This is a genomic window from Xanthomonas sp. GW (assembly GCF_014236815.1).
Lineage (GTDB): Bacteria > Pseudomonadota > Gammaproteobacteria > Xanthomonadales > Xanthomonadaceae > Xanthomonas_A.
Window position 1 is genome coordinate 2,328,830 of record NZ_CP051189.1, and the last position, 11,984, is coordinate 2,340,813.

The following is an 11,984-nucleotide window of genomic DNA, read 5'->3' on the forward strand; positions in this document are numbered from 1 at the left end:
TCCCGGTGGGAGAAGGAACCGCCTAAGCCCCTCTCCCGTCGGGAGAGGGGTTGGGGTGAGGGTGCGGCGCGCAGCGTCTCGCTGAGTTTGGGTACGCGAGGCTTCGCCCGTACCCTCATCCGGCCCTTCGGGCCACCTTCTCCCAATGGGAGAAGGGAACAGCCGTGGCATAAGTCCCGGTATGAGAGGGACCTACACCCCTCACTCCGGATCGTAGTCCAGGTTCGAGGCCAGCCAGCGCTCCGCCTGCAGCAGCGGCACGCCCTTGCGCCGCGCGTAGTCGGCGACCTGTTCCTTGGTCAGACGCCCGACCACGAAATACTGGCTCTGCGGATGGCTGAAGTAGTAGCCGGACACCGCCGCGGTCGGCAGCATCGCGAAGCTTTCGGTCAGCGACATGCCGGCATTGCGTTCGGCGTCGAGCAGCGCGAACAGGGTCTTCTTCTCGCTGTGCTCGGGGCAGGCCGGATAGCCGGGGGCAGGGCGGATGCCGCGGTACTTCTCGGCGATCAGCGCCTCGTTGTCCAGCGCCTCGTCGACGACATAGCCCCAGAATTCGCGGCGCACGCGCTGGTGCAGGCGCTCGGCCAGGGCCTCGGCCAGGCGATCGGCCAGCGCCTTGAGCAGGATCGCGTTGTAGTCGTCGTGCTCGGCCTCGAAGCGCGCCACGTGCGGCTCGATGCCGATGCCGGCGGTGACCGCGAACGCCCCGATCCAGTCCTGCTTGCCGCTGTCCCTGGGCGCGATGAAATCGGCCAGGCAGAAATCGGGCCGCTCGACGGGTTTGTCGACTTGTTGGCGGAGGAAGTGCAGGAGAAGCCGGGATTGGGGATTGGGGATTGGGGATTGGGCGGGCTGTTGCGAATCCCCAATCCTGACTCCCGAATCCCGGTGATCCCCCAGGATCACCTCAACATCGTCGCCCACGCTATTCGCCGGCCACAGCCCGAACACCGCCTTGGCGGTCAGCCACTTCTCGGCGACGATGCGCTTGAGCATCGCGCGCGCGTCGCGGTACAGCTCGCTGGCCTGGCTGCCGACCACCGCGTCGCTGAGGATCGCCGGGAACTTGCCGGCCAGTTCCCAGGCCTGGAAGAACGGGGTCCAGTCGATCAGCTCGATCAGCTCGGGCAGCGGATAGTCGTCGAACACGTGCAGGCCCGGCTGCTTCGGCACCGGCGGCGTGTAGGCGTCCCAGCCGCCGTCGAAGCGCTGCGCGCGCGCCTTCTCCAGTGATACCAAACGCTTGGCGTCGCCGCGGTTCTTGTGGCGCTGGCGGATCTCGGCGTAGTCGGCGTCGTTGGCGGCGACGAACGCGGCGCGCAGGTCCTTGGAGATCAGCGACTGGGCCACGCCGACCGCGCGCGAGGCGTCCTTGACCCACACCGTCGGCGCGCCGTAGTGCGGGTCGATCTTCAGTGCGGTGTGCGCACGCGAGGTGGTGGCGCCGCCGATCAGCAGCGGCATCGAGAAGCCCTGCCGCTGCATCTCGCGGGCGACGTGGCTCATCTCCTCCAGCGACGGGGTGATCAGCCCTGACAGGCCGATGATGTCGGCGTTCTCGGCGCGCGCGCGGTCGAGGATGGTCTGGGTCGGCACCATCACCCCCAGGTCGATCACGTCGAAGTTGTTGCAGGCCAGGACCACGCCGACGATGTTCTTGCCGATGTCGTGCACGTCGCCCTTGACCGTGGCCATGATGATCTTGCCGTTGGACTTGCCGGTGTCGCCGGTGCGCAGCTTTTCCGCCTCGATGTACGGCAGCAGGTAAGCCACCGCCTTCTTCATCACTCGCGCCGACTTGACCACCTGCGGCAGGAACATCTTGCCGGCGCCGAACAGGTCGCCGACCACGTTCATGCCGTCCATCAGCGGGCCTTCGATCACGTCCAGCGGACGCGTGGACAGCTGCCGCGCTTCCTCGGTATCGATCTCCACGTAGGCGTCCACGCCGTGCACCAGCGCATGCGCCAGCCGCGCGCGCACCGGCTTTTCGCGCCAGGCCAGGTCCTCGACGCTGCTCTGGCCCTTCTTGCCCTTGTAGCGCTCGGCGATCTCCAGCAGGCGCTCGGTGCCGTCGCGGCGGCGGTTGAGGATCACGTCCTCCACGCGCTCGCGCAGGTCCGGGTCCAGGTCGTCGTAGATCGGCATGCCGCCGGCGTTGACGATGCCCATGTCCATGCCCGCGGCGATCGCGTGGTACAGGAACACCGAATGGATCGCCTGGCGCACGGTCTCGTTGCCGCGGAACGAGAACGACACGTTGGACACGCCGCCGGACACATGGCAATGCGGCAGGGTCTTGCGGATGATGCGGGTGGCCTCGATGAAGTCCACCGCGTAGTTGTCGTGCTCCTCGATGCCGGTGGCCACGGCGAAGATGTTCGGGTCGAAGATGATGTCTTCCGGCGGGAAGCCGACCTGCTCGGTCAGCACCTTGTAGGCGCGGCTGCAGATCTCGACCTTGCGCGCGCAGGTGTCGGCCTGGCCCTGCTCGTCGAACGCCATCACTACCGCGGCGGCGCCGTAGCGCAGCACCTTGCGCGCGTGCTCGATGAACACCGCCTCGCCTTCCTTCAGCGAGATCGAGTTGACCACGCTCTTGCCCTGCAGGCACTTCAGCCCGGCCTCGATCACGCTCCACTTGGAGGAATCGACCATGATCGGGATGCGCGCGATGTCCGGCTCGGACATGATCAGGTTGAGAAAGCGGGTCATCGCCTTCTCCGAATCGATCAGGCCCTCGTCCATGTTGACGTCGAGGATCTGCGCGCCGCTGGCGACCTGCTGGCGCGCCACCTCCACCGCCTCCTCGTAGCGTTCTTCCTTGACCAGCTTGCGGAACTGCGCGCTGCCGGTGACGTTGGTGCGCTCGCCGACGTTGACGAATAGCAGGTCCGGGGTCAGCAGCAGCGGCTCTAGGCCGGACAGGCGGGTAATGCGCACGGACATGGTCAGTCTTCCAGGATCGTTGCGGTGGACGCGCAGGCGCGGCCGGCGGGCGCAGCGCACGCCATGCGGCGCGCCTGCGCTGCGAATGCGTAGCGGGGCAGGGGATGCGCGCGCATCTCAGGCCGCCTGTGCCTGCGCCGCCAGCGGCGTGCGCGGACGCAGCCCCCGCACCGCCTCGGCGATCGCCTGGATATGCGCCGGGGTGGTGCCGCAGCAGCCGCCGACCAGGTTGAGCAGGCCGGATTCGGCGAACTCTTTCAGCGTCGCCGCCATTTCCTCGGGGGTCTCGTCGTACTCGCCGAAGGCGTTGGGCAGGCCGGCGTTGGGATGCGCGCTGACGTAGCCGTCGGCGATCCGCGCCAGCGTCTCCACGTGCGGGCGCAGGTCGCTGGCGCCGAGCGCGCAGTTCAGCCCCACCGACAGCGGCCGGCCGTGCGCGACCGAGGCGTAGAACGCTTCGGCGGTCTGCCCGGACAGGGTGCGCCCGGAGGCGTCGGTGATGGTGCCGGAGATCATTACCGGCAGGCGCCCGCCGCGCGCGTCGAACACTTCCTCGATCGCGTACAGCGCCGCCTTGGCGTTGAGCGTGTCGAAGATGGTTTCCACCATCAGCGTGTCGGCGCCGCCGTCGATCAGGCCTTCGACCGCTTCGCGGTAGGTGCCGCGCAGCTCGTCGAAGCTGGTGTTGCGGAAGCCGGGATCGTTGACGTCGGGGCTGATCGAGGCGGTGCGGCTGGTCGGGCCGAGCACGCCGATGACGAAGCGCGGCTTGTCCGGAGTCAGCGCCTCGACCGCGTCGCAGCAGTCGCGCGCGACCTGCGCGCCGGCCTTGTTCAATTCGTAGACCAGGTGTTCCAGGTGGTAGTCGGCCTGGCTGATCGAGGTGGCGTTGAAGGTGTTGGTTTCCAGCAGGTCGGCGCCGGCGTCGAGGTAGGCGCGATGGATGCCGGCGATCACTTCCGGCCGCGACAGCAGCAACAGGTCGTTGTTGCCCTTCAGGTCGTGGCCCTGCGGCGCATGGTCGCAACCGGGTCCGTGCACGTGCGCGCCGTCGTAGCCGGCGGCGAAACGCTCGCCGCGGTAGTCGGCTTCCTGCAGGTCGTGGCGCTGGATCATGGTGCCCATCGCGCCATCGATGATCAGGATGCGTTCGGACAGGGCCTGCAACAGCTTTTGCGTGCGCTGCGGATGCAGCCAGGGAATCTGGGACTGAGAAGAACCGTCAGAGATGCTCATGCGCTTGCTCCTGCTTTTGCCTTTGCGATTCCCGAATCTCCATTCCCCAATCCCGGCTTCACCGCAATCAACGAAATCACCTCGAAATGCGGCGGCCGCTTTTCGCGGGTCACGGTTTCCAGGCTGGACACGTCCAGTCCGGCCTTGTCGACGAACTTGCGCAGCTCCTTGGAGGCGAAGCCCAGGTTGACGTGGCCATAGGCCTGCACCGCGGCCTTGTGTTCGTGGCGGGCGAGGCTGCACAGCAGCAGGCGCCCGCCGGGGCGCAGTACCCGCGCCGACTCGGCCACCGCTTGCGCCGGCTTGGCCGCGTAGGTCAGCGCGTGCATCATCACCACCAGGTCGAAGCTGGCGTCGGCGAATGGAAGCGCATGCATGTCGCCTTCGCGCACTTCCACGTTGCTCAGGCGGCGCAGGCGTTCGCTGGCCGCGGCCACCACCCGCGCGCTGGTGTCGATGCACACGTAGCGCCGCGCATGCGGCGCCACCAGTTCGGCCAGCACGCCGTCGCCGGAGGCGATGTCGAGCACGTCGCCGGTTTCCAGCAGCGGCAACGCGGTGCGCGCCAGCGCTTCCCAGGTGCGCCCGGGCGAGTAGTGGCGTTCCATGTCGCCGGCCACCGAATCGGCCCAGTTCTGGTCGGCGGCGCGATTGGCCAGCACCGCGGCCACGCGCTCGGCGTCCTGGCGCAACAGCGGGTCGTCGCTGCCGGTGCTCAGCGCCAGCCACAGCGCGCGCTGCGCCGGGTCCAGCTGCGCCTCGTCGAAGCGGTAGTAGGCCGACACGCCGGCGCGGCGGTCGCGCACCAGCCCGGCCTCCTTCAGCTTGGCCAGGTGGGTGGACACGCGCGGTTGCGCCAGCCGGGTGATTGCCGACAGCTCGGCCACGGTCAGCTCTTCCTGCTCCAGCAAGGCCAGCAGGCGCACCCGGGTCGCATCGGCGAACACCTTCAGCCGGGTCGACCAGTCCTCCAGATCCATTAATATCTTCCTATCGCGATATAGAGATATTCTGTTCCCGCGGGCGCACCGGGTCAAGTCGTGCACACGCCTGCGTATGGTCTGGTTGGCTACAATGGCGCACCAGACAGCCCGGGAGGGGTTCTACGTGGATTTCAGCTTTACTGAAGAGCAATTGATGATCCAGGACGTGGCGCGACGCATCGCCCAGGAACGGATCGCCCCGAGCGCCGAGCATCACGACCGCACCGGCGAGTTCCCGCTGGAGAACATCCGCCTGCTCGGCGAGAACGGGCTGATGGGCATCGAGGTGCCGGAGGAATACGGCGGTGCCGGCATGGACCCGATCGCCTACGTGCTGGCGATGGTCGAGATCGCTGCCGGCGACGCCGCCCATTCCACCATCGTGTCGGTCAATAACTCGCTGTTCTGCGCCGGCATCCTGAAGAACGGCAACGAGGCGCAGAAACAGAAGTACGTGCGCGCGATCGCCGACGGCAGCCACATCGGCGCGTTCGCGCTGACCGAGCCGCAGTCCGGTTCCGACGCCACCGCGATGCGGTGCCGGGCGGTGCGCCAGGACGACGGCAGCTTCGTGATCAACGGCAAGAAGAGCTGGATCACCTCCGGCCCGGTCGCCAAGTACATCGTGCTGTTCGCGGTGACCGATCCGGAGCAGGGTTCGCGCGGCATCACCGCGTTCGTGATCGACACCGACAAGCCCGGCTTCCATCGCGGCAAGACCGAGCCCAAGCTCGGCATCCGCGCTTCGGCCACCTGCGAGATCGAGTTCCAGGATTACGTCGCGACCCCGGACGAGGTCCTGGGCGCGCCGGGCGAGGGCTTCAAGATCGCGATGAGCGTGCTCGACGCCGGCCGCATCGGCATCGCCTCGCAGGCGATCGGTATCGCCCGCGCCGCCTACCAGGCCACCCTGGACTACGTGAAGGAGCGCAAGGCGTTCGGCTCGCCGATCGGCGCGTTCCAGATGACCCAGGCCAAGATCGCCGACATGAAGTGCAAGCTCGACGCGTCGCTGCTGCTGACGCTGCGCGCGGCGTGGGTGAAGGGGCAGGGCCAGCGCTTCACCACCGAGGCCTCGGTGGCCAAGCTGACCGCGTCCGAAGCGGCGATGTGGATCACCCACCAGGCGGTGCAGATCCATGGCGGCATGGGCTACTCGAAGGAAATGCCGCTGGAGCGCTATTTCCGCGACGCCAAGATCACCGAGATCTATGAAGGCACCTCTGAAATCCAGCGCTTGGTGATCGCCCGCAACGAGACCGGATTGCGTTGAGAGCTGGGAATAGGGAGTCGGGAATGGGGAATCGGACCGGCGCTGCGGCAGGCAGTGCTGGAACCGGCAAAAAAAAAGCGGCCGATAAGGCCGCTTTTTTTGTTTGCAGGAACCTGAGGCTCTCAAGGACCCGGGATTCCTGACGAATCCCGAATCCCCAATCCCGGCCCCTCACCGATCCGGCTGGTTCCGGTTCTGCCCTTCCTGCTGGATCGCCACGTACTCCTTCGACGGCTCGTCCAGCTTGTCGCCGAGCATGCGCCGCACCACCACGAAGAACAGCGGGATGAACAGCACGCCGAGCAGCGTCGCGAACACCATGCCGCCGATCACGCCGGTGCCGATCGAGTGGCGCGCGTTGGCGCCGGCGCCGCTGGAGATCGCCATCGGCAGCACGCCGAGGATGAACGCGAACGAGGTCATCAGGATCGGACGGAAGCGCAGGTGCGCCGCCTCGGTGGCCGCTTCGCGCAGGGTCTTGCCCGCCGCGCGCTGCTCCACCGCGAACTCCACGATCAGGATCGCGTTCTTCGCCGCCAGGCCGATCACCGTGATCATGCCGATCTTGAAGTAGATGTCGTTCGGCAGGCCGCGCAGCAGCGAGAAGGTGATCGCGCCGAGCACGCCGATCGGCACCACCAGCAGCACCGAGACCGGGATCGACCAGCTCTCGTACAGCGCCGCCAGGCACAGGAACACCACCACGATCGACAGCACCAGCAGCAGCGTGGCGCTGTTGCCGGCGATGATCTCCTGGTACGACATGCCGCTCCAGTCGAAGCCGAAGCCCGGCGGCAGGTCGTTGTTGACGATCTCCTCCATCGCGCTCATCGCCTGGCCGGAACTGCCGCCCGGGGCCGGGTTGCCGACCACGTTGACCGCCGAATAGCCGTTGTAGCGGCTCAGCGACGGCGAGCTGTAGATCCAGTCCGACTTCACCACCGTGCTCAGCGGGATCATCTGCGGCAGGCCATCGCTGTCGGTGGCGCTGCTGCTGGGCACATAGAAGTTGCGCAGCGACTCCGGACCGGTGCGGAACGGCGCGTCGGCCTGCATGTTGACGCGCTTGATGCGGCCTTCGTAGAAGAAGTCGTTGACGTACACCGGCGCCAGCATCATCTGGATCGACTGGTAGATGTCGCTGACCGACAGGCCCATCGACTGCGCCTGCACGCGGTCCACGCTCAGCTGCAGCTGCGGCGCGTTCTCCAGGCCATTGGGGCGCACCCCGGCCAGCGCATCCTGGCGCGCGGCGGCCTTGCCGAGCAGGATGTTGCGCGCCTGGGTCAGCGCTTCCTCGCCGGCGCCGGTGCGGTCCTGCAGCCACATGTCGAAGCCGCCGAACTGGCCCAGGCCGTTCACCGTGGGCAGGTTGACCACGAAGATCTGCGCGCCCTTGATGCCGTAGAACATGCCGTTCAACTGCTGGATCAGGTCGGTGGCGGTGACGTCGCGGTCGGCCCATGGCTTGAGCCGGATGAAGCCCATGCCGACGTTCTCGCCGCGGCCCAGGAAGCTGAAGCCGGCCACCTGCAGCATGCCTTCCACGGCCTTCTGCTGCTGCAGCACGCCGCGCATCTGCGCGAACACCTCGTTGGTGCGGCCGACCGTGGCGCCCGGCGGCAACTGCACGATCGCCAGCGCGAAGCCCTGGTCTTCCTCGGGCAGGAAGCTGCCGGGCATGCGCGTGAACAGGAAGCCGCACAGCACCACCAGCAACGCGAACACCGCCATCCAGCGCGGGGCGCGGCGAATGGTGCCGCCGACCGCGCCGACGTAGCGGTTGGCCAGCTTGTCGTAGTACTTGTTGAAGTTGCGGTACACCCAGTTCGGGTTCTCGTTGTGGGTGGCCTTCAGGAACGCCGCGCACAACGCCGGAGTAAAGCTCAGCGCCAGGAACGCCGAGAACCCCATCGCCATGGCGATGGTGATCGCGAACTGCTTGTAGATCGCGCCGGCCGCGCCGGGCTGCATCGCCGAGGGGATGAACACCGCCGCCAGCACCACGGTGATCGCCACCACCGCGCCGGTGATCTGGGTCATCGCCTTCTGCGTGGCCGCCTTCGGCGCCAGGTGCTCTTCGGACATGATGCGTTCGACGTTCTCGATCACCACGATCGCATCGTCGACCACGATGCCGATCGCCAGCACCATCGCGAACAGGGTCAGCTGGTTGATGGTGAAGCCGATCACCCACATGCCCAGGAAGGTGCCCAGCAGCGCCACCGGGATCACCAGGGTAGGGATGATGGTGGCGCGGAAGTTCTGCAGGAACACCAGCATCACCAGGAACACCAGCACGATCGCTTCGGCCAGGGTCTTAACCACTTCCTCGATCGAGATGCGCACGAAGGTGGTGCTTTCGTACGGGGTGAACCAGCTCACGCCCTGCGGGAAGCTCGGCTGCAGCTCGTCCATCTTGGCCTTGACCGCCTCGGACACGCTCAGCGCATTGGCGCCGGGCAGCAGCTGGATCGCGAACGCGCCGGTCGGCTTACCGTTGTACTGGGTGTCGAAGCCGAAGCTGGTCGGGCCGAACGCGACCCGCGCCACGTCCTTCAGGCGCACCACGCTGCCGTTGCCGTCCGCGCGCAGGATGATGTTCTCGAACTGCTCGGGCGAACTGAAGCGGCCTTCGGCGGTGACCGTGGCGGTGAACGACTGCCCGGACGGGGCCGGATCCGAACCGATCGAGCCGGCGGCGAACTGCACGTTCTGCGCGCTGATCGCGTTGTACACCTGGCTCGGCGACAGGTGATAGCCCTGCAGCTTTTCCGGGTTCAGCCAGATGTCCATCGCGTATTCGGCGCCGAACTGCTGGGTGCTGCCGACGCCGGGTACGCGCGAGATCTGCTCCAGCACGCGCGAGCCGACGATGTCGTTGAGCGCGCTGCGGTCGATCGACGGGTTGTCCGAACGCAGCGCGATCACGCTGAGGAAGCCGGCGTTGGCCTTGGCCACCACCACGCCCTGCGCGGTCACTTCCGAGGGCAGGCGCGGCGTCGCCAGCGACACCTTGTTCTGCACCTGCACCTGGGCGATGTCGGCATTGGTGCCGGTCTCGAAGGTCAGGGTGACGGTGGCGGTGCCGCTGGAGGAGGACGAGGAGCTGAAGTACAGCAGGTGATCGATGCCGGTCAGCTGCTGCTCGATCACCTGGGTGACCGAGCGTTCGGTGGTGTCGGCGCTCGCGCCGGGGTAGGTCGCGGTGACGGTGACCTGCGGCGGCGCGATCGAGGGATAGGACTCGACGCCGAGGTTGAGGATGGCGATCACGCCGCTGAGCGAGATCAGGATCGCCACCACCCAGGCGAAGACCGGGTGTTCGATGAAGAACTTAGGCATGGCGGGGGTCCGTTACTGCTGCTCGGGCTTGGAATCGGCCGCGGCGGCCGGCGTGTCGCCGCTCGCTGCGCCCTGCGGTTGGCCGGCGGCCTTGTCCTGCGGTGCGGCACCTGCGGCGGGCGCCTGGCCCTGCGGCGCGGCGCCGCCTGGCGCCTGGCCCGGTGCTGCGCCCGGGGTCCATGGCGTGGCCTTGGCCGGTGCGCCTTCCTTGGCCTTCTGCAGGCCGGAGACGATGACCTGGTCGCCGGCGGCCAGGCCGGAGCCGACGATCCACTTGCCTTCCTGCTGGCCGACCGTGACCACGTCCTTGCGCAGCACCTTGCCGTCCTTGCCGACCACCAGCGCATAGGCGCCCTTGGCGTCGCGCTGGATCGCTTCCTGCGGGATCAGGTAGGCGTTGTTGCGCTGGCCCAGGTTGGCGGCGAAGCTGACGAACGCGCCGGGCAGCAGCACCCGGTCCGGATTGGGCAGCAAGGCGCGCAGGGTCACCGAGCCGGTGCTCGGATCGACCGCGGTGTCGGAGAAGTCCAGCGTGCCGGACTGGGCATAGACGCTGCCGTCGCCGAGCTTGACCTGCACGGTCGACTTGCCCTCGTCGTTCAGCGCCACGTTGCCCTGGGTCTGCGCCTGGCGCAGCTGCGCCAGTTCGTCCGAACTCATCGAGAAGTTCACGTACAGCGGATCGAGCTGGTCGATCGTGGTCAGCAGGGTGGTGTCGCCCTGGCCGACCAGCGCGCCTTCGGTGACCTGCTGCTTGCCGGCGCGGCCGGCGATCGGCGCGGTGACGGTGGCGTAGCCCAGGTTGATGCGTGCGCTGTCCACCGCGGCGCGCGCCTGCTGCACCGACGCGGCCGAGGTGCGTTCGGTGGCCTCGGCGGTGTCCAGGTCGGACTTGGACACGTAGGCCTGCGGGGCCAGGCTGCGCGCGCGGGTGGCGGCGACCTTGGCGTTGGCGTAGGTCGCCTCGGCCGCGGCCAGCTGACCCTGCGCCGACGCCAGCGAGGCGCGCAGCGGCGCCGGGTCGATCTGGAACAGCGGCTGGCCTTCCTTCACGTCGGTGCCTTCGGTGTACAGGCGCTTTTCCAGCACCCCGGCCACGCGGGCGCGCACGTCGGCGCTGCGGTAGGCGGACAGGCGCCCGACCATGTCGCGCTGCAACGGCAGCGTCTGCGGCTTGGCTTCCAGCACGCCCACTTCCGGCGGCGGCATGGCCTGCTGTTCCTCTTGTTTCTTGCAGGACGCCAATACCACCACGACGGCGCAGGCCAGGGCGAGAGAACGCAACGGGGAGGTCATCGGGTGGTACTCCGGTCTGGTATCGAAAACGAAAGGGAAGGGGCAGGGGGCGCGGCGAACGCGCGCAGAAAACCGTCGACGGCGAATTCGGCCCAGGCGCGCTGCGCGGCGGCATCGCTGCGATGGGCGGTATGGAAGCGTTGGCGCTCGAAATCCATCCCGACGATCATGCTCAACAGCAGTTCGGCCATGAAGTGCGGATCGTCATGGCGCAGCTGGCCGGCGGCCACCGCCAGTTGCAGGCGTTCGCTCAGGCGCTGCATCAGCGCCTCGGCGCTGTCGCGGAACAGCGCGCGCACCTGCTCGGGGAAATGCCGCGATTCGGCGGCGATCAGCTGGCAACTCTGCAGCACGCTCGGCTCGGACAGCTGCTCCAGGTACTCGCGGGCGAAGCGCAGCAGGCTGCCGCGCAGCTCGCCCTGCGCCGGACCCAGGTGCGTGGCGCTCAGTTCGGTATGGTCCTGCATCACCCGCTGCAGCAGGTCCTGCTTGCTGCGGTAGCGGCTGTACAGGGTCTGCTTGGAGCAGCCGGCGCGCGCGGCCACCGCATCCATGCTCAGGCGCATGCCGGCTTCGGCCAACAGTTCGCGCACGGCGGCGTACACGCGCTGATCGCGCGCCTGGGGCAGGCGGGACGGGGCAGGGGAGGCGGTCATTGAATGTGGACTATACCGTCCAGTTTAGAATTGGAACAGCCTTGACATCGGCGCGCCGATCGCGACAAGTCCGCGGCATCGGCGACGCTCCGCCGTACGAAGTTAGGACAGCGTGACGGCGGTGCGCGCGACTTTGCCCGATATGGCGTGTCGTTTCGTTCCCCGGCCCGGTTTGCGCCATGCAGCAAGGTAGTTGAACGCGCCACCGGTACAATTCTGGCTTTCCCAACGAGCATCGTTGTT

At 67.6% G+C, this 11,984-nt stretch carries 7 protein-coding genes; 1 reads left to right on the forward strand and 6 read right to left on the reverse strand.

All coding sequences use genetic code 11. The features are described 5' to 3' along the window. Nucleotides 1-201: 201 nt before the first annotated feature. The 3 genes from metH to HEP73_RS09825 form a co-directional block, all read right to left on the reverse strand. Nucleotides 202-2,952, reverse strand: a complete 2,751-nt coding sequence (metH, locus tag HEP73_RS09815; RefSeq protein ID WP_185823027.1) for a methionine synthase — start codon at nucleotides 2,950-2,952, stop codon at nucleotides 202-204. Between the two features lie 117 nt (nucleotides 2,953-3,069). After that, on the reverse strand, nucleotides 3,070-4,188 hold the full coding sequence (locus HEP73_RS09820) for a homocysteine S-methyltransferase family protein (protein ID WP_185823028.1): 1,119 nt from the start codon (nucleotides 4,186-4,188) through the stop codon (nucleotides 3,070-3,072). Next, nucleotides 4,185-5,168 (reverse strand): ArsR/SmtB family transcription factor, encoded by a 984-nt coding sequence (locus HEP73_RS09825; protein WP_185823029.1) that lies wholly within the window; start codon nucleotides 5,166-5,168, stop codon nucleotides 4,185-4,187. Before HEP73_RS09825 ends, HEP73_RS09820 begins: the two co-directional genes overlap by 4 nt. 94 nt (nucleotides 5,169-5,262) lie before the next feature. On the opposite strand from HEP73_RS09825, the gene HEP73_RS09830 reads away from it, so the two are divergent. Then, nucleotides 5,263-6,444, forward strand: a complete 1,182-nt coding sequence (locus HEP73_RS09830; protein ID WP_185823030.1) for an acyl-CoA dehydrogenase family protein — start codon at nucleotides 5,263-5,265, stop codon at nucleotides 6,442-6,444. A gap of 171 nt (nucleotides 6,445-6,615) precedes the next feature. On the opposite strand, the gene HEP73_RS09835 is transcribed toward HEP73_RS09830, so the two are convergent. Genes HEP73_RS09835 through HEP73_RS09845 form a run of 3 tightly spaced genes read right to left on the reverse strand, consistent with a single transcriptional unit; the run spans nucleotide 6,616 to nucleotide 11,741 of the window. Then, entirely contained in the window at nucleotides 6,616-9,789 is a 3,174-nt protein-coding gene (locus HEP73_RS09835) for a multidrug efflux RND transporter permease subunit (protein ID WP_185823031.1), read from the reverse strand. A 12-nt stretch (nucleotides 9,790-9,801) separates the two neighbouring features. Continuing rightward, nucleotides 9,802-11,085 (reverse strand): efflux RND transporter periplasmic adaptor subunit, encoded by a 1,284-nt coding sequence (locus tag HEP73_RS09840; protein ID WP_185823032.1) that lies wholly within the window; start codon nucleotides 11,083-11,085, stop codon nucleotides 9,802-9,804. Next, nucleotides 11,082-11,741, reverse strand: coding sequence for a TetR/AcrR family transcriptional regulator (locus tag HEP73_RS09845; protein ID WP_053835690.1), 660 nt, complete (start codon nucleotides 11,739-11,741; stop codon nucleotides 11,082-11,084). Before HEP73_RS09845 ends, HEP73_RS09840 begins: the two co-directional genes overlap by 4 nt. Nucleotides 11,742-11,984: the final 243 nt, after the last annotated feature.

Bases quoted from the DNA above. Each gene is read 5' to 3' on its own strand.
- metH (WP_185823027.1), bottom strand. From the start codon at position 2,952: ATGTCCGTGCGCATTACCCGCCTGTCCGGCCTAGAGCCGCTGCTGCTG.
- HEP73_RS09820 (WP_185823028.1), bottom strand. From the start codon at position 4,188: ATGAGCATCTCTGACGGTTCTTCTCAGTCCCAGATTCCCTGGCTGCAT.
- HEP73_RS09825 (WP_185823029.1), bottom strand. From the start codon at position 5,168: ATGGATCTGGAGGACTGGTCGACCCGGCTGAAGGTGTTCGCCGATGCG.
- HEP73_RS09830 (WP_185823030.1), top strand. From the start codon at position 5,263: ATGGCGCACCAGACAGCCCGGGAGGGGTTCTACGTGGATTTCAGCTTT.
- HEP73_RS09835 (WP_185823031.1), bottom strand. From the start codon at position 9,789: ATGCCTAAGTTCTTCATCGAACACCCGGTCTTCGCCTGGGTGGTGGCG.
- HEP73_RS09840 (WP_185823032.1), bottom strand. From the start codon at position 11,085: ATGACCTCCCCGTTGCGTTCTCTCGCCCTGGCCTGCGCCGTCGTGGTG.
- HEP73_RS09845 (WP_053835690.1), bottom strand. From the start codon at position 11,741: ATGACCGCCTCCCCTGCCCCGTCCCGCCTGCCCCAGGCGCGCGATCAG.